This is a genomic window from Bacillus sp. FSL R9-9497, assembly GCF_038005805.1.
GTDB lineage: Bacteria > Bacillota > Bacilli > Bacillales > Bacillaceae_G > Bacillus_A > Bacillus_A cereus.
Map to the genome: position 1 here is coordinate 2,658,805 of NZ_JBBOTY010000001.1, position 19,154 is coordinate 2,677,958.

Consider the following 19,154-nt stretch of genomic DNA (forward strand, 5'->3'; position numbering starts at 1 on the left):
CCTCATTATTGCTTAGTCAGTTTATTTTCAATAATACATTGCTAAGTAAAAAAACAGCTAATATCCTTAAAATGATATTAGCTGTTTTTCATAATGTATTAATATATGAATGAGAACTATATTTCTAAATTACTTAATTTTTGCTGCATCAAATGCTTTTTGAACTGCTTGAACTTCAGCTGTATTCGCACCATATTTATTAGTTGCCACTCGAATACATGCTGATCTCAATTCTTTGAAATTAGAAGTCATGTTTAACTCATCTGTATTTGCATAATAGAAAATATCAAACATTTTATCTTCACCAATTCCTTTAACAGTTACTCCGTTATGAGTTCCGCCTTTTGCAATGAGATACGCAACTTTATTAATAATACTTGAATTAAAATGAACACCGCCTTGATCCCATCCATTAAAATCGTTAAATTCACTGTAATCATCTGGATAAGGTACTCCTAGTGAAGATGGAACAGAAGCTGGGTTTTCCATATCACGGAAAACAGATCCTGTTTGTTCTCCCATTGTCCAGTTAAAGTTTCCATTATTTACGTATTTCTCAATAGATGTTCCCATAATATCAGATAATGCCTCATTAATCGCACCGGATTCCCCGTAATATTCAAGATTAGATTCGCTAGAAGTAACAGCATGTGTAAATTCATGTCCAGCTACGTCATATGCTTTAACAATAGGATCGCCATATACAAGCATACTTCCATTATTAGCACTTAATGCATTCTGCCAATTTTTCGGATCATTCGTCTCTTCAGAATCCCAAGCGTGTACAACTGAAACTACTTTTTGTCCCTTATTATCAAAGCTATTACGCTTGTATTTATCTTTATAAAAATCAAATACTTTTGTTGCTAAGTAATGAGCGCTTACTGCTTTTGGATCGTTAAATGTTGCCGAAGTACTAGTCGCTAATGTACCAGGATAATAGCTTTCTTCTTTAGTAATATCTCTGTAATTCACATCATATGTTTCAATGCCTTGCCCTCTTGTATAATCAGCAAGAGCATATTTGCCATTACTTTGTTTAGAGATACCAAATGAACGAGAAATACCTAAATCATCTTTTCCTGTTCCAGTTAATGATGTAAGACTGCTTTGTTTACTTTTCTTTAAAGCTCCAACTAGTTTGTCACTGGCTTTTAAGTTAGATTCTTGTACCATATTTTTTAACATATCACCATTTTGTGCATTTATTAAATAAGTACCAGAAACATAGGTTGGTGTTGCAGCTTCAAAGGTAACTTGGTATGCATTTTTAGCTTGTCCATTATTTTCATCAACAAAAATAACCTCTTTAACTTCTGGCTCAGAAATAAACTTGATATCGTTCCCGTACTTCGTATAAATAAATTGTTTTGCTTCATCTTTTGATAGATTAATAGGTTTTTTCAATTCTTCTTGTTTTAAATTTTGCGCGCTATCACCTGAAACACTTTTAATAACACCCTTATTATCTACGTGTGCAGTTAATTGATGGCCATATACTTCTTTTCCTTCGTATGTTTGCTGCATACGCACAAGTGTAGTTCCATCATACGAACCACGTTTTTGAAGGACTTTATAATCTACCCCTGCTTCTCCATTGACTTGTTTTTGGGACAGAGCTTGCTCTGTTTTCTCCTTAAGTGCATCCTTTACTACATTTTCTGGTGCCTTTTGTGACGGCTGTGTAAGTTCACCCGAACGGAACGATTCCTCTTGAATTTGAACTTGTAGTTGATCTGTTTCCTCTGCATGACCTACGCCATATGGTGCCACAGCTGTTAAAGCTAATCCTGTTGTTAATGCTACCTTAGTTAATGTCTTTTTGTTTTTCATTATTTCACCTCGTATAATTTTTGAAATAGAAAGCTTGTACAAAGTATACTGTCTATTCCTGTCGGAAAAAAGAGAAAATACGAAATTTATGTAACATTATGCAAAATTACATAAATTGTGGTCAATATTATAAATAATGAACGGAACACATATGTACATTATTTTGAATAAAAGAGAATCCTTATAGACACTCATCCAATTGGTTAGTTATTAATTATCTATATTCATTCTAATAAAAGTATACTTGCATCTAAATAACAACATAAAAACCCACTCTTTACTATTGTAAGAGTGGGTTTCATACTATTAAAATAACAATTACTATAAGAAACCTTATAATTTATATTTTTTTAGTAATCCTATTAAGTTTTTTATAAAATTCACCTTTTGTCTTTGCATGATTAAACTCATTTGGATTAATATTTGCTTTTTGTGCGAGTGCTACAATCTCTTCTTTTGAAATTGAGTCTTTCGTATTTATAGATGCTATATTTGTGTATTTTCCGTCTTCTGTTTTTGGAATTTCTAAAATCCCTTTATTCACAAGATCAACTACAGCCTTATGCTCTGAAGAATGTAAATCTACACCAGTAATTTTCCAATTACGCATAACTTTTGGTGTGTATACACCGTTCTTTACCTCTTTTAAATATGTAATAGCAAGGTTACGAATGGTTCCACCAGTTTCTCCAAATGCATTCTCTTGTTTAGATGACCAAATTTGTTCAAACTTACGCCCCTCTAAAGCTCCCCCTTTTGCCTGAAGAGCCTCCATTCTATATGCATTCATTCCCAGCGTCATAACATCGCTCGTTTTGATTGGTTTGTTTGTACGAATAGAGCGTAAATTTGTAATTCTACTTCCATATGGTTTTGTTAAGTCAATTTCGTATTTTACGCCTCCAAAGAAATCGTTCGTACTGTATTTAGATGCACGGCGGGTTTTATCAAAGCTAACGGTTACATCTCCGGCACGAGATGAGTTAAAATATCCTGCTGCCCATTCCATATAGTCTTTTAAATCTTTTCCAGAAATCTTATATACTGTAATTTCTCCCAAGGCATATTGGTAATTGTACGCAATATCTTTTTTCTTAATAGGACCTATATCCAAACGGGCATAATCATTATCAATTTGATGGGCTACTACATCCGCTTTACTGTAGTAGAGCATGACTTCATGAAAGAAATCTGATAAAGGTGTTTCTTGAATCTGAACACTTGGAATACCTTTTATTTCATTTTCAGGAACAAGATTTCTCCCCTTTAATTGAGCGACTACAACATTTGCATCTCCTCTCGCATATTCGTGAAAAGGTGTTAATGTTTCTTCAAGTGTAGGATCAGATAATATCGTTGTTCCATCAGCATTTTTTACAGGTATAGCGGTAGCAGTTTTATCTTTTAAAACCAATTTCCCATCTTGCTTTGTAAAAGTAAGGTCAATACGTGAAATATGTGTTCCATATTTATCTGGTTCTGTAATAATTACGCCATTTACAACTTCTTTTTTTACAAGTTTATGCATATGAGCCGCAAAAATAGCGCTTAGTTCCGGACAAGCATTTGCAATATCTTGAACACCAGTACCAGGGATACCATTCTCATTTTCTAATCCCATATGCATAACTCCTACCATTACATCTACTTTACCTTCTAATTCCTTAATTGCCTTTTTCGTCTCTTCTACCGGATTTTTCACCACTAAACCATCTAAGTGATCTGTCCCTTTTTCAAAATCACTAATCATTGGTGTATTCATACCAATAATCCCAACTTTAATTCCACCTTTTTCTACAATTGTATATGCAGGAAGAAAGCGCTCTCCATTTTCCTTATAAATATTTCCTGCTAACGTTTTTCCCTTATATTGCTCACTAACTTTTTTCAATGTATCTAATCCAAAATTGAATTCATGATTTCCAAATGCCCAGGCGTCATATCCCATTGTATTCATCGCTACCATCATTGGCGATTGTGGTTTATCGTTGAATAATTCTACTGAGTTTCCTTGAATTGTATCCCCAGCATCTACTAATATGGTATTTGGATTTTCTTGACGGACCTTCTTTATAACCGTATAAAGCTGCGTCAAACTTCCACTCATATTTGCTCCATCAAGCGCATAATCCCAAGGCATAAATCTACCATGAATATCTGCAGTACCTAACAATGTGATATTAACTTCAGATTCCTCAGCCTTAGAGATAGGTGGTTTGACTATTACTGCTGTTCCAAGCAGTAATAGAATTACAAAGTAACATACATAGTTCTTCCATTTCATTTTTTGCATAATAATAATATTTCTCCCCTTTTTGTACTTTCATAAAGTTGCTTGAACTTTAAAAATGTAACTTATTATTCAGGAAACTTCAACTACAAAAGATAATTTTGAAGGTGGTTCTGTTGCAAAATAAAGAGAATAAATTGCATACATCCCCTAACAGAATTGTATTTTATCGTTTCCTGACAGAATACCCCTTCCTTAAGCGTGTGAAGAGTACTTTCAAAATAAGGACATATCATTCATCATCATAAAATCATTATTTCAATTTACTAAAATTCGCATATAAAATATGTTATGATGATTAATTTTTTGAATTTCATTGTCGAAGTATTTCCTTCTCAATGAAAATACTTCCAAAAAAATAACCCCGCTCTTCATTTAAGACGGGGTTACACTTATACAGAAAATCGGATAGTTTCATATTTTCTTAAGCTTATTGGTTACTTTCAACTAATTTCATTCTATTTTTGTTTTCTTCTGAATCAATATGAATCAACCGTTTTCCCTGTTTATAATACGCATCAATAAATAGGGAATGATTTTTACTTTTCAATTTCACAAAGCAATTTTATCTCTTTTATTTGTGAAATATGACGCTGTTCATGTAAATAAATCAGTTCTATCCACTGATCAAGGGATAATTCTCCAAGAGCTGGATGCATCACTGCTTTTTTCGCTAATATAGACTCATCTTCTATTGTACTCAGGAAACGCATCAATTCTTTTCTTGATTCGTTTAGCATATTGAGCATTTGCTCCACTTCAAATGGTTCTATACTTGGTTCAATCATTTCTGGAGCTATAAACTTTTTCGTTCTATCTAATAAAATAGTGTGAATTTCTTTACGCTCATTTTGGGTACTATCTAACTTTTTTAATCCTGATGAAATAACTGTTATAACTCTCTCATCTAATAAAACTAAATGATGACAAACTTGTGCAATACTCCATTTATCCTTATCTGGTTTCCTATTAAATTGAGCATCACTCAACAAAGTAATTTCCTCAACTAATTGATCTCTCGTTTCATAAAACTTGTCATTTACAAATGTATCCATGTGGATTCTCCTTTCATTGCAACCTACATACTTAAATTCCTACGCTAGAAATATTATCTTCAAAAAAAGTTTTTCTTTCACTACTATTCCAATTTCATTTTAAAGCTACAAATGAAATTATTTGTTTTTTATATCTTTTTAATTGGCACAAATAAATTAACCTTTAACTTTCCGTCTAGATCTTCAGCAACATTATTTAAGCAAAACTCTAAATTATCTCTATCATAATCTGCATCATACTCACTATTTGGTAGCCACTCTGCATACATGTATTGATACGCTTCACTTAATTTATGAGGTTCATCATAGAACTGGTATAGACCATATGTACCTACATCTAATCTTTTAAATTGCACATCATGATGCTTTTCTTTATCGAAGTTTTCAGGAATCGTAACACATGCATCATGCCGGCACTTATGACTTGCAACAAGTTCAGGATTATCTAATGATATTCCGATAAATGATTGCTCTGGTGGATAAAGTTTATTTTCAATTGACCAATTTAGTAACTTTCCCCAGTGATCTTGTGGTTCAAAGTAGCTACCAGTTCGTCTTATATATGCTACTTCTAATGGTGGTAATTTTTTTATAAAAACTTTCATTTACATCTTCTCCCCTATAAATATGTACACTGTTTATTTAGCTTTCTTTAAATATTTATTCCTTCTTAAATAAAAAGAATCCTCTAATCACATGAATTTTAATTGAAATACAATTGATTACTATTACTACTACTAAAGTAGTATGTACTTTCATACTTTTATTTGATTTTAAAGTCTTTTTAAATCGATATATTGATTGTAAGAAAATAAAAAGGTGGAGGATTTTAATTGATTAAAGGAATATACGAAGCGCATTTACCAGTATAATGTCCTATCAATTTATCATTAAATAAATGTAAAAAACGACCCTATTTATTCATTTTTAATGCGTATGTATGTACATTTGTTAATTTATTCGATATATTATGGGTATTGAATGATTACGTAAAGTGTATAGGTCGCTTATATAACACCTTATATTTTTATATCCGTGAAAACTACAAAGTGTATGAAAATCCATTTGTCAAATGAATTTAGTGTGGAAGGAGGTTTGTGGTTACTTCATAGGGTATAATAATCAGTTTTTTACTGATAAAAATATAGGAGGCGACATAATGTTTCGTACGATTTCAAATTTCATGAGAGTAGCTGAGATAAGAAGGAAAATCCTTTTTACACTAGCGATGTTAATCGTTTTTCGAATTGGCACGTTTATTCCAGTTCCTCATACTAACGCAGAGGTATTAAAAGTACAAGATCAAGCTAACGTTCTAGGTATGTTAAACGTATTTGGCGGAGGAGCATTGCAACACTTCTCAATCTTTGCTGTAGGTATTACACCATATATTACAGCTTCCATCATAGTACAATTACTACAAATGGATGTTATACCTAAGTTTTCGGAATGGGCAAAGCAAGGAGAAATGGGCCGTAAGAAATCAGCTCAATTCACTCGATACTTTACAATCATTCTCGCATTCATACAGGCCATCGGAATGTCTTATGGCTTTAATAATATAGCAGGTGGACAATTAATAACAGATCAAAGCTGGACTACATACTTATTTATTGCGACAGTTTTAACTGCAGGTACTGCATTTTTACTTTGGTTAGGCGAACAAATTACCGCTAACGGAGTTGGTAATGGTATTTCGATGATTATCTTCGCAGGTCTCGTTGCTGCGATTCCAAATGTTGCAAATCAAATTTATTTACAACAATTCCAAAATGCTGGAGATCAGCTATTCATGCACATAATAAAAATTGTTTTAATTGGACTCGTAATTTTAGCGATAGTTGTTGGCGTTATTTACATTCAACAAGCTGTACGTAAAATACCGATCCAATATGCAAAAGCTGTTTCAGGAAACAATCCATATCAAGGAGCAAAAAACACTCATTTACCTCTTAAAGTAAATAGTGCTGGTGTTATACCAGTTATCTTTGCTTCTGCATTTTTAATGACGCCACGTACAATTGCGCAGCTCTTCCCTGATTCAAGCGTATCAAAATGGTTAGTTGCAAATCTTGATTTCGCACATCCAATTGGAATGACACTTTATGTCGGTCTTATCGTTGCTTTCACATACTTCTACGCATTTATTCAAGTAAATCCTGAACAAATGGCTGAGAATTTGAAAAAGCAAAATGGATATGTTCCTGGTATTCGTCCTGGTAAAGCAACTGAACAATATGTAACTAAAATTCTATACCGTTTAACATTTATCGGTGCAATTTTCTTAGGTGCTATTTCTATATTACCGCTCGTATTCACGAAAATTGCTACGTTACCACCTTCTGCTCAAATTGGTGGTACAAGCTTACTTATCATTGTCGGTGTAGCACTAGAAACTATGAAGACGTTAGAAAGCCAGCTTGTAAAACGTCATTATAAAGGCTTTATTAAAAAAGTGAATTAATTATAAAAAACACAGTTGGTTATTTTTCCAACTGTGTTTTTTATTTTATCAGTCCTGTAATATACAGGGCTGTTGCTTTATGGAACTACATCTCCTTCTCTAATAACCGCCCTTTTTTGAAATAAGCCCGTAGCGTTGAACGATTGGCCAAAAATACACCAATCAATATAAGACAAGCCCCCATTCCCATTGTAGGATTTAAAGGTTCCCCTAAAATGATATATCCCACAATTATTGCAATTAATGGTGATACATATAACCACGTCGATGGAAATACTGGATTTGTTTTTGATAAGAGCCAGTAATATAATCCGTGTCCACCAATCGATCCGATAAATATGAGATATAAAATAGGCCATTGCACACTCCATGAAGTTAATACGGTTACATTGGGTTGTTCTACAATAATAGATGTGATTAGTAGTAAAATCCCTCCATAAAACATTTGAATACCGTTAATAAGAAATGGTGATACATTTGATAGATCTGAAAGTATTTCTTTCGAACGAATAGAGCCTATTCCGTAAAATAACTCTCCTATAACTAAAACAATACAAGCAATACTCCATATGAAACTTACTTGTTGATGCATTCCTGGTAAAGAAACAAATATAACACCTATTAGTGCAATAACTAAAGCAACGAGTTGTTCCTTTTGTAATTTCTCCCTATTCCTCTTTGCTTGTATTAACAAAATCATCATTGGTCCCGTAGCAGAAAGAACAGCAGCTAATCCCGAAGAAATATATTGTTCTGACCAATATAAACTTGCGAATGTCATAAATGTTAAACAAAATCCAGCATACATAATGCGTTTTGAAAATATATGTGGCATAATTTCTTTTCGCTTGAATTTAAAAATAATCATAAGGATTATGCCCGCTAAAAAGAAGCGAATTCCTGCTGAAAACAACGGTGGCGCCCCTGCTTCAATTCCAATTTTTATCGTTAAAAATGTTGTCCCGAAAATAATACATACTAAAATGTAATTAAAAATGACCATTTTGCTTCCTCCTTTTTACTCTTAGAATGAGTATAGAGGCTATGGTGTATAACAGTGTATCGGTACATATAACAGTTACTTCAAGTTGTAGTTGATTCCCTATATATTTTTCGCTTTAATTAAGTTAAAAAGAAAAATAGGTGAACCTATGAAAATTGTATTGCGTAAAGAAACAAACATACCGTATTACAAGCAAATATATATGCAAATTGTTGACAGAATACAAAGTGGTATGCTTTCACATGGTGAATCTCTTCCTTCTTTACGTTGTATGGCCACAGATTTACAAATCAATGTATTAACAGTTCGTAAAGCGTATAAACAGTTAGAAACGAAAGGGTATATACGCATCGAACAAGGAAAAGGTGCTTACATATATAAACGGGTAAAGAAAGATTTCAAACCAATTCCGTATAAATGGCAACAAACGAAAACGATTAATGTTATGCGTTCTCAATATGCAATGAATAAGCACCGTAAATATTATAATTTTTCACAAGCAATTCTGTATCCTCGTCTGTTACCAAATCCATTTTTGGCAGATGAAATGCATAAATTGCTGGATAAAAATCCGATGTTGTTAGCAACTTATGGGCCAGTTCAAGGCGATTATGAATTGCGAGTTGAAATAGCAAATTACTTAAATGAACACCAGAAATTAGTGACAGACCCATCTCAATTATTAATTACAAGCGGAGCACAACAAGGAATTGATTTAATTGCTCAAACATTATTAAAACCTGGAGATATTGTATTAGTAGAAAGTCCATGTTACAGTGCTGCGCTTGATGTTTTCATCAATAAAGGTGTTCAAATCATTCCCGTTTCTCTTGATAATCATGGAGTTCGCTCCGACTTAATTGATGATATTTGTCAAAGTAAAAATCCCGTTTTATTGTATACAAATCCAACCTTCCAGAATCCGACAGGTACAGTAATGAGTAAAGAACGAAGAATGGAACTTATAGAACTAGCGGAGCTATATCAATTTTTTATCATTGAAGATGATTCTTTCGGAGAAATATATTTTGAGGATGCTATAATCCCGCCCCCAATCAAAAGTTTTGATAAAGATGGCCACGTAATATATATAAAAGGATTTAGTAAAACGTTAGCACCAGGACTGCGTATCGCAGCACTTATTGCCGATGGCCCTATTTTTGAATGGCTATATGCAGTAAAAGGTTCGATGGATATCGGTAGTCCTTTATTAACACAGAAGGCACTTCTACCATTTTTACGTGCAGAACGTATGAAAAACCATTTAGAAAAATTACGTACAGCTTTACAAATGAGACGTGATTTAACAATTGATATATTGTCGCCATTAAAAGAACTAAACTTTGAAATACCAAATGGAGGTTTTAATTTATGGGTGACACTGCCTGATTCGATAGATCCCTTTACCTTATTACAAAAAGCAAATGAAGTAGATGTCTCTTTTTTACCAGGAACGGCTTGTCTATTAAATTACGAAACAAATGATAACCAATTAAGAATTAGCTATTCAATGTTAAACGAGAAAGATATGGAAATTGGATTAGAAAAATTACACGATACAATACGAAACAGTATTTGTTAGAAGTAATATCACAATAGCTAACAATAAATAATACCCGCAAATGAAAATGTATAGTATGGGATATTATTTATTGTTGAGCTTTTTCGTTATTCTGAACAACCGGTTTTAAAACTTGCCTTTCTTTTAATTCTTCAACACTACCATATTGATCAATAACAATTGCTTTCATTTCCTCTCCTCCTTGCTGTTTATTTTAATAACATACAATTATTTCTCAAAATTTTTTTCCTTGAATTAACATATAATTATTTTTGGGGGTAATTATGCAAGAAGCATTATAAAGTGAAACTTTAATCAACCCTCGCCAATTGGGCTTTTTCGGGCAGTTGGTCCCCTCCCAACCTCTTTACTTTCCCTGAATTTTGAGACGGGACTCTTACTGACCAGCAAATAGCGGGATGAATTCCAATACGAATCTTACACACATCTTAGAATCATCCAAAACTGTTTTATTAATTAAATTCAAAAGAAATGGGGCTAACTATATGAGTGAAAAGATATTTAAAATAAACGAAATTGATATATGTACAGAAAGCTTTGGAAACCCTAAGAACCCTGCTATTTTATTAATTATGGGTGCTACATGTTCCATGGTTTATTGGGATGAAGAGTTTTGTGAGCTGTTGGCTAGTACGGGGAAGTTTGTTATTCGCTTTGATAACCGTGATGTTGGACGCTCTGTTACCTATGAACCTAGAACTTCCAATTATACAGTAACAGATATGGCTGAAGATGCAATTGGAGTACTAGATGCTTATCATATTGATAAAGCTCACCTATTTGGTATGTCATTAGGTGGTATGATTGCTCAAATTGCCGCTGTAAAACATCCCGAAAGAATTTTGACGCTAACTTTACTAGCGACTAGTGTAATAGGATCTGATGACAATACTCGCGATTTACCTCCAATGGATGAAAGGATTTTAACACATCATGTAAATGGCACAAGTATAGATTGGACAAATAAAAATGATGTGGCAGAGTATTTAGTTTCAGGATCTCGTCTATTATGTGGATCAGAACGAATATTTGATGAAAATAGAGTTTATAAACAAGTAAAACAAGAAATAGAACGCGCAAACAATTTATTAAGTATGTTTAATCACGCTTTACTTCAAGGTGATGATGCATATGAGGGTGTACTTCACTCCATACAAGCACCTACATTGGTTATTCACGGAACAGACGATACAGCACTCCCATTTGAACATGGCCTCGCACTAATTGATGAAATTCCAAACTCAGTGCTATTAACTCTTAAAGGGGCAGGCCATGAAAACCATCCAGATGACTGGGAAAGCATAATTAATGCTGTTTCTAAACATACATCTAAAATTTAGATAAATAACTAATGGAAGGGGCACAAATTGTATTGTGCCCCCTTCTATTTACAAACAAAACCCCATCACTGTATTCGTATGTATAGTGATGGGGACTTCTTATATTTTTCTATGTTTAAAAAAATGGACAATCTAATTGATCAACAGATTCCCATAATTTTTTTTTTGCATTTTCGGTGGATGTATTTGTGTCTAGTGTCATGTTTTTAAAAGGGTTTACCTCGACTTTTAATAAGGATGAAGGCTCCACATATAATGAGAAAACATGGCTGCTTGGTAAAGCTTTAGAAACGTCAATATCTCCTACTTGTTTAAATAGTTGCTGCGCAGCAAAGAAGAAGAAATTAGTTGGATTTGATTGTTTATTCAGCCACGCAAGCATTTCAGGTGATACCGATTTATGAATATTGATTTTTACTCGATCACCACGTTTATATCGCCTAGATCGCATACTTCCACCAACTAACTTATCGTTAAGTTTGTAAATCCTAACTCTTTTTGCTTATGCTCTCTATATTTTGGCGAACAAGTATAGACTAATAATCCTCGTGCATTTGTAAATAACGGATTATCTACAAAGATTACATTTTTGAGTCGTCCTTTTTGCTTTAAAATCATTTTTAAACTGTTTTTAATAATTACTGCACCCCCGCCATAAATAAACACGTATGGATCGTCTTTCATATCATCAATTTTATTTATAATATCTGTTGCAACACGTGCTGCTAAACCTAATAGTGCTGGCTGTGATTCCTCAACTAATAATGTATTTCTCGGATGCTTATCATTTAAATAAATTTGATTGAATTCTGTAATACTATCAATCGTTTTAGTTGGATACTTCCGGTTCCATCTCGTAATGATTTGTAGTAACGTCTCTTTTACACCATAAGATAAACCTTTACTTAGTTGCGGACGGAAATTCACCCCTAATGAAACGACTTCTTCTGTCGTCCCTGCGCCAATATCAAAAGAGAGTAGCGTTTTATCTACAAAATCAATTTCAGAAACTTGATTTTGCTCACATTCTATTTTATGTTTCACAACATTTCCTTCTTCATCGTATACAATGCCCCACGTCCCAGAAGCACCCTCAGGCAGGCATTTACAATACTCAATTGAAACATTAATTGTCACATCGCGTCCGTTCGGATAATGGAAAATAACCTTATGATTTCCCATATAACGTTTTGCATTTTCAGCAGCTATTTCTTGTGTAATAAGTTGCATAGGAAGAGCGACAGATAAATCATAACGAATATTAATATGGCTAGAAGTTGGACTTTGACGCATAGCGCTTACCGCCAAACCTGATAGTATTGTAATAACCATTAACTCATCCGTTGACTTATTTGATTTCTTCTCTACCTCAGTACCTTTTAATTGATCTTGAATGACTTTTTCTCCAACGATGTATCGTACATTATTTAGCATTAACGATGGCGAACTTATAGTCACATCAATGTGGTTTTCTAATTCAGATAATGAAACATCTACCTCATCTAAGAGTCCTGTAGGCTCACCTATATATAAAGAATAAATACTCGGAATAAAAATAGGGTCTTGCCCTTTCACCATTAACTTCAAACCGTTGTTTCCTGCATCTGCACCAGCTTTTAAAAGTATAGACATAACTACCCCCTAAATTAATCTGACATCCCTTCCAAATATATGCGAGCCCATTCTTTTACATTCAAATGTATTGTAATTTTTTATTTATCATAGAACTAAAATATTACATACTTACATATTTCATGTAAAAAGTATTTGACATGATACTTTTCCAATTTTATACTTATATTTGTAAAGAGTTTTTTACAATCGAGGGGGCAATTATTTATTGAATACTAAAAAAACTATTTTTATAATCATTGTTTTAGCATTAATTGCAATACTAGTACATGGCACATATAAATACATAACTGAAGGTTCTATTTTGGGCGGTACGATTTTTGCTATTTCGTTAATACTTAGTAATTTAATTAATTACATTACTTGGGGAGATCCCCACGGTGTATCAGAAGAAAGTCAAGATGAAATGGGACAACAAATTACATATAAAAGCTTTAAAATTGCATATTTTGTGCTTGTAGTTGTAATGTTCCTTATATTAATCTTCTCTGAAGGATTTTCTATGGGGGCTAATTTAGATGGAGTAAAAAACCTCCCTCTGTTCATCGCAATTTGCTCTTCATTCTTTATTTATCCTATTGTCGAACTCGTAGTTGCAAAACAATATAAATAAAAAGATGAGGTTTTCTACATGTAGAAAACCTCATCTTTTTATATTTACATACCCTCTACAATTGCTTTTAATTTGTTCACAGTCCGCCAATTCCTAACTGTAGCTGGTGTATGTAACTTCTGAAACTGGTTCATTAATTTAGAATTTCGAATGCTATTTTTGAAAAACAAATAAACGACCTTCTCATCTATATAGCAATCTTCAAGTTCACTTTTAAATATAAGCAATTGACTACTCTCTTCTTCAGAAAGTACATTAGCTAAAAAAGCAATATGAACACTTTCTCCTTCTAACAATGAATGAACTTCATACGGACATTGCTTAATAATATTTATAAATTCATCATGTGTTCTTAGCATGACTGGAACATCGAAATCAAATTCATTTTTTATTTCCATTTGTATTCGGTCTTTTAGAAAGTTTATATCTTCCTCAGATTCGAACACTATATTACCACTTTGTATATACGTTTTCACTTGTTTTAACCCTATTGATTCAAACACTCGTTTTAACTCAGCCATTTTGATTACTTTATGTCCACCGACATTGATTCCTCTTAGTAATGCAATATAAAGTGTCATACTATTCCCCCCACAATAAAATGAACTTATCAATTGAATCGATTTTCCCACTCATATTTCTCGGATATTTGTTTTAATTCTTCTAACATATCATGAATAGATAATACCTCAAATAAAATAATATACTCACTTGAAAAATGGTGATGATAATGATTTGGTTTATAATCTTTTAAATCATTTTTATAACTCCAAGTTGAGATATTAAAAAATTCACAAACTAACACTGTAAGAAAAACTGCAATCCCAGTTTTAATCACTCTTCCCCCAACGATATTCCATTTTCTATCTTGATTCATTTTTTATATCCTTCATTTCTATTTCATTTTATATACATATATTATATATTGTTAAAATAAAAAAACCTACTACATGAATATTCAAGAGTAAGTTTTCTATCTCATTATTTCATTATAGACAAATGCATTATTATTTGTTGGCCTATTGGTCCCATTCTTCTAAAACCTTTATCTTGGAAGCCGACTTTTGCATATAAATCTTGTGCAGGAATATTTCTTTCATTCACAGCAAGTACAACTTCATTTTTTATTGGAAAATAACGTTTTACAAACTCGTCTAATAATAACAATGACTTTTTGGCGTATCCTTTTCTTTGTCTATTGTGATTTATAGAAAATGAGGTTAAAAGTAAAGCGTTTTTATTGTCTATAAATTCCTGTACTCTATCGCCTGTTTGCAATGAGAAAAGACCCACCGGTACCCCATTGTAATCTAAAATAACAATCACATTTTTTGTACGATCACTTTTTGCTTTCTCCAGTAATGCGCTTGGATCTGATGTAAACTGAACTTGTTCACTTGGTAAAGTAAATGTTTGTATAACTTCTTTATATTTCTCCTTATACGGAACTAATTGAATTTCCCCTGTGTGTATGTTCATGCTAAACTCTCCCATTTTTTAGCTTATTAACCTATACCTTGCTGTGCTTTTGAATGCACTCTTCCATCTAAAAAGGTAATTTCAAAAAATGAATTTGGATTGTTTCCTTTCCAAGCAAAAATTTGTTTAATTTGTGTAGAATGTTCTACCCCTTCTTCTATAAGTAAATCTCCTTCAAAACCAATTAAATCTTTCACTTCTGTATAAGTCATCCCTTCATTTATACTCGAGAAATGATTTATATTGATAGACTCTTTCTGTTGCTTTTCCATCACAGTAGAAGAAGTTGCTGTTTGATTTTTCACTTCTTTTCTCTGTTCACACGCTGTCATACTGAAACCTAAGCATAAACTAAACAATATACATGCGCTTTTTTTCATCATAACAGTTGTCCCTCCCATCATAATTAAACCATATTTTCCCTTAAAAATAAACTGAATATTTAATATTATATTTAAAAACCTCGTACAATTAAGTACGAGGCTAATTTCATTTATTCAAATGATTATTTGATTGATCATTCTGTTCTTTTCTTAACTCTTGTTCTTCATCTTTTGGTAATTGTTTATCATTATCTTTAATTGGATTCGTTTCTCTATTTTCTATCATATCATTTGGAACTTGTGGCATTACTCGGCCCACAATAGCGGCTAATTCATCTAGTATACCTTCACCTGTTTTTCCTTTTTTAATTTGCTTTCCAATTTGTTTGAGGCGTTCATACGTATCAACATCTGCTACAACGACTGCATTAGCACCGTCAGGGTCATTTTTTAAACTTTCTGCAACAGAGTATTTAATTGATTCAACTCGAGTTCGATCAAGTTTTGCTTTTACATCAATACCTACAATAGCATATTTTCCAACAACGACCGCGGTTGCATCATTCACACCTGGCACACTTGCCGCTAAAGATGCTAAATGATCTGCTGCTTTTTCATTTGGCTTATTTGATTTATTCGTATAATTAACATTTTTCATTGAAACATTTTTTTGTTCCGTTTTTTCGTTTGGATTGTCTTTTTTTCCAATACTGCATCCAGTTATAACAAAGCAAAGCATCAATATATATATTAGAGTTTTCATTATTTTCACCACTTCACTATTAAGGTTTAATCATAAATTTTTTCAACAGCTTGCATTTTCTTTACCTTTTCCTCGGCCCCGCTATTAGCATTAATGAATATTTGGTACGTATCTTTTCCTAAAGTGCCTACAAATTCATAGCAAAGTACTTCATTATGCAAATCATTGACTACTAAAGCTTTACGTTCTTCCATGACTTTTACATCCGGATTGATTTTCTTTCTTGCTTCTGCTGCAGTTAGCTTTGCCGATGGAACTGTTCGCTTTTGATGTGATGCTAAATATTCTTTTGCGGAGAACCCAACAATAGAACCATCATCTAAAGCAATTTTCATTTGGATTGCTTCTGGATAAATTCGTACTCCATTTTCATTTACTACATACGTAAATACACCAACATTATCATATTGAGAGCTATCATAAAGCTCCATATTATTAAACTTATGGTCCTTTAAAAATTTCAAACCTTTACTACCTGCATCGTTTAAACTAACTTTCTGTTCTTTAATTTCGCGGTTATTCATAACCCAAATTGGATATCCGCCTTTTCCGGTAATATCCATATAGAACTCATTGTTCGTTGCTTCATCTTTAATTTTCACACTATAGAAGGATTCTTTCGCACCTTTTCCGCTTTTCTCAACATCTACTTTTTCATTTCCTTTTAAATTCAAAAATGATTTGGCAATTTTCGCCGCTTCATCTTTAGAAATTGCCTTTCCTTCCGCTTCAAATCCGCCTTTTTTATTTTTTTGCGCACTTGTAAAGGTCGGTCCGAAGTTTGTAGAAGAATATGATGTTACGTTTTTCTCTACAGTTTTCAATCCATCAATAATTGTGTTATCTGCTGGATCGCGATTTGATGCAAGTGCCATTTCTACATCCATCCAGCGTAAATTATTTTTCAAAACAAGATGTTGTACTTTTCTTAGTTCATCTTGTATATTTCCTGCATTTGAATATAAAGTTTGCAACGTTTTATATTCTTGCTCATTTAACGGTTCTTTTTCTAAATCACGAATGGCTGCACGGTAACTAAAATCACCGATATTCGCTAAAAATTCTTCCGTTTTATTAAATGGCATTAATGTTAAAGGAAGTTGTCCTACATCTGAGCGAGCTTCAGATGTTAAACGCCATACATCTGCTAATGCAGGTGATAAAGATGATCGTGAATTCATCGCAAGTGTTGTGCCAATTTTATCGTGTAATAAATCGACTTCGTATGCTAAATCATGGAATGCACGTTGATAGCTATTTTCCGCTCGAATTAAAACCGCATTTTTCTCTTGGTGCTCTTTATAGCCCCAATATCCTGTTCCTACTACACCGACTGTTAATAATACAATAATAATACCTCGTAACATTGTCCCACCTCCGCTCTATTTACAGAAAATATGTTTACCGATTTTTTTAATTTGTGGACGAGTCCAAATCCATTTACTAGTCGCAGTATCTGGATTGAAATAATATAAAGCATTTCCTGTTGGATCCCATCCGTTAATCGCATCTAAAACTGCTTTTTTTGCTGTTTCATTTGGCGTTAAATATATTTGTCCATCGGCTACCGCTGTAAATGCTCTAGGCTCAAAGATTACACCTGAAACAGTATTTGGGAATGATGCACTTGTAACACGGTTCAAAATGACAGCAGCTACTGCAACTTGTCCTAAATATGGTTCACCGCGTGATTCTCCGTATACTGCGTTTGCCATAAGCTGAATATCATTTTGAGAATAACCGTTCGGAACATTTGTCCCTTTATTTTGAGGTGGTTTATTCTCTTGTGCAGTGCCACCACTATTTCCTTTATTCGTTGTCGTCCCTTTATTAGCAGTTGACTTGTCATACTTTGTTGCTTTCACGAGCATTTGCTTCGTTTTAGCTCCAGCTAAACCATCAACGGGTAATCCGAATTTCTCTTGAAAATTCCGAAGTGCCCAATATGTACCCCATCCGAAAACACCATCCGCTTTTCCCGTATAAAATCCGTTATATTTCAAACGAGATTGCAGTTCAATGACATCTTCGCCAGATGCCCCTCTTTGAATGACTTGATTAGAAAAAGCTTCTACATTCTTTAATTGTATACTACTGACCATTAAAGACAGTCCTATGAACGCAAGTAAAACTGCTATTTTAAAAATAGCCTTTTGGCGCATAATTTTCCCTCCTTAATTACGGAAATGATTTCTTGGTTATGTTTTGTAAAAGCCTCGCTTTTATGTAAAGAAGACAAAAAAATCCAAACTCATATCGTTGAAAAAATATGTAAACAATATACAAAAAAGATAAAAGGAGTTCATCATGAAGAAATTGTTAAAGCGTGTCGCACTTGTCATTCTGTTCCTAACAACATGTTCAAATATATATACAGGCTCATCAATTGTTCATGCGCAGCCGCCGTATGCCAAATGGGGTAAGCTTGCCGTAGAAAAGACGAAAGAACAATACCCAAAAGCAGAAATTATTGACTATCTTCATATAGGTAGAAAACCAAAAACAGTTCAAATAACTGTTGAAAAATTTAAATTGTGGTTACGTGAAGATGGAAAAGAATACGGTGTTTTTGTTGATGTAGAATTTGAAACGAAGACGGAGAAATTTATAAAGTTGTCGTTTCAGAAGACGAGTAGATAAAGTGAAACCTTAATCAGTGGGGGTTTTGTTCATCTCCCACTAATCATCAGCCCTCACCAATCGGACTTTTACGGGCAGCCCGACAAATAGCTGGATAAAGTGAAACCCCCACTGTTAAAAACAGACACAGTGGGGTT

The 19,154-nt window shown here is 33.2% G+C and carries 18 protein-coding genes and 1 pseudogene; 5 read left to right on the forward strand and 14 right to left on the reverse strand.

Translation table 11 applies throughout. The features are described 5' to 3' along the window. Positions 1-129: 129 nt before the first annotated feature. From MKY21_RS13660 to MKY21_RS13675, 4 genes are all read right to left on the reverse strand, one after another. A complete protein-coding gene (locus MKY21_RS13660) occupies positions 130-1,833 on the reverse strand; it encodes a M4 family metallopeptidase (RefSeq protein WP_000791444.1) in 1,704 nt (567 codons plus the stop codon). 340 nt (positions 1,834-2,173) lie between these two features. Beyond that, positions 2,174-4,126: a bifunctional metallophosphatase/5'-nucleotidase gene (locus tag MKY21_RS13665; protein ID WP_001171078.1), complete on the reverse strand. Its 1,953-nt coding sequence runs from the start codon at positions 4,124-4,126 to the stop codon at positions 2,174-2,176. Between the two features lie 536 nt (positions 4,127-4,662). Next, positions 4,663-5,178, reverse strand: coding sequence for a DinB family protein (locus tag MKY21_RS13670; protein ID WP_137075004.1), 516 nt, complete (start codon positions 5,176-5,178; stop codon positions 4,663-4,665). Between the two features lie 128 nt (positions 5,179-5,306). Next, entirely contained in the window at positions 5,307-5,783 is a 477-nt protein-coding gene (locus MKY21_RS13675) for an AraC family transcriptional regulator (protein WP_098782798.1), read from the reverse strand. 554 nt (positions 5,784-6,337) lie between these two features. Between MKY21_RS13675 and secY the strand changes: the two genes are divergently transcribed. Next, positions 6,338-7,642: a preprotein translocase subunit SecY gene (secY, locus tag MKY21_RS13680; RefSeq protein WP_000490131.1), complete on the forward strand. Its 1,305-nt coding sequence runs from the start codon at positions 6,338-6,340 to the stop codon at positions 7,640-7,642. An 85-nt stretch (positions 7,643-7,727) separates the two neighbouring features. Here the strand turns inward: secY and MKY21_RS13685 are convergent, their stop codons facing one another. After that, complete coding sequence (locus MKY21_RS13685) at positions 7,728-8,645, reverse strand: DMT family transporter (protein WP_098283420.1); 918 nt, start codon at positions 8,643-8,645, stop codon at positions 7,728-7,730. 148 nt (positions 8,646-8,793) lie between these two features. Here MKY21_RS13685 and pdxR point away from each other — a divergent pair, with 148 nt between their 5' ends. Both pdxR and MKY21_RS13695 read left to right on the forward strand, forming a co-directional pair. After that, positions 8,794-10,227: a MocR-like pyridoxine biosynthesis transcription factor PdxR gene (gene pdxR / locus MKY21_RS13690; protein ID WP_000706799.1), complete on the forward strand. Its 1,434-nt coding sequence runs from the start codon at positions 8,794-8,796 to the stop codon at positions 10,225-10,227. A 485-nt stretch (positions 10,228-10,712) separates the two neighbouring features. Then, a complete protein-coding gene (locus MKY21_RS13695; protein ID WP_044797657.1) occupies positions 10,713-11,567 on the forward strand; it encodes an alpha/beta fold hydrolase in 855 nt (284 codons plus the stop codon). Between the two features lie 115 nt (positions 11,568-11,682). Here MKY21_RS13695 and MKY21_RS13700 read toward each other — a convergent pair whose 3' ends face one another. Together MKY21_RS13700 and MKY21_RS13705 are read right to left on the reverse strand one after the other, a co-directional pair. Beyond that, complete coding sequence (locus MKY21_RS13700; RefSeq protein ID WP_001257760.1) at positions 11,683-12,018, reverse strand: hypothetical protein; 336 nt, start codon at positions 12,016-12,018, stop codon at positions 11,683-11,685. A gap of 11 nt (positions 12,019-12,029) precedes the next feature. After that, a complete protein-coding gene (locus tag MKY21_RS13705; protein WP_000025622.1) occupies positions 12,030-13,199 on the reverse strand; it encodes a ParM/StbA family protein in 1,170 nt (389 codons plus the stop codon). 208 nt (positions 13,200-13,407) lie between these two features. Here MKY21_RS13705 and MKY21_RS13710 point away from each other — a divergent pair, with 208 nt between their 5' ends. Beyond that, a complete protein-coding gene (locus MKY21_RS13710; protein ID WP_001093144.1) occupies positions 13,408-13,812 on the forward strand; it encodes a hypothetical protein in 405 nt (134 codons plus the stop codon). A gap of 44 nt (positions 13,813-13,856) precedes the next feature. Here MKY21_RS13710 and MKY21_RS13715 read toward each other — a convergent pair whose 3' ends face one another. The 7 genes and pseudogenes from MKY21_RS13715 to sleB all read right to left on the reverse strand — a co-directional run bounded on the left by MKY21_RS13715 (position 13,857) and on the right by sleB (position 18,539). After that, a complete protein-coding gene (locus MKY21_RS13715) occupies positions 13,857-14,393 on the reverse strand; it encodes a DUF1697 domain-containing protein (protein WP_016118045.1) in 537 nt (178 codons plus the stop codon). A 224-nt stretch (positions 14,394-14,617) separates the two neighbouring features. After that, positions 14,618-14,689 (reverse strand): annotated as a pseudogene (locus MKY21_RS31185) (hypothetical protein); the annotation flags it as partial. A 104-nt stretch (positions 14,690-14,793) separates the two neighbouring features. Further along, positions 14,794-15,306, reverse strand: a complete 513-nt coding sequence (locus MKY21_RS13725; protein WP_341076538.1) for a GNAT family N-acetyltransferase — start codon at positions 15,304-15,306, stop codon at positions 14,794-14,796. Between the two features lie 11 nt (positions 15,307-15,317). After that, entirely contained in the window at positions 15,318-15,674 is a 357-nt protein-coding gene (locus MKY21_RS13730; protein ID WP_341076540.1) for a hypothetical protein, read from the reverse strand. 106 nt (positions 15,675-15,780) lie between these two features. Further along, positions 15,781-16,377, reverse strand: coding sequence for a YhcN/YlaJ family sporulation lipoprotein (locus tag MKY21_RS13735; RefSeq protein ID WP_000854059.1), 597 nt, complete (start codon positions 16,375-16,377; stop codon positions 15,781-15,783). 26 nt (positions 16,378-16,403) lie between these two features. Next, entirely contained in the window at positions 16,404-17,744 is a 1,341-nt protein-coding gene (ypeB, locus tag MKY21_RS13740; protein ID WP_000943727.1) for a germination protein YpeB, read from the reverse strand. Between the two features lie 15 nt (positions 17,745-17,759). After that, positions 17,760-18,539: a spore cortex-lytic enzyme gene (gene sleB / locus MKY21_RS13745; protein ID WP_341076543.1), complete on the reverse strand. Its 780-nt coding sequence runs from the start codon at positions 18,537-18,539 to the stop codon at positions 17,760-17,762. A gap of 145 nt (positions 18,540-18,684) precedes the next feature. Here sleB and MKY21_RS13750 point away from each other — a divergent pair, with 145 nt between their 5' ends. Further along, a complete protein-coding gene (locus MKY21_RS13750) occupies positions 18,685-19,017 on the forward strand; it encodes a DUF3889 domain-containing protein (RefSeq protein ID WP_000734901.1) in 333 nt (110 codons plus the stop codon). Positions 19,018-19,154 lie beyond the last annotated feature (137 nt).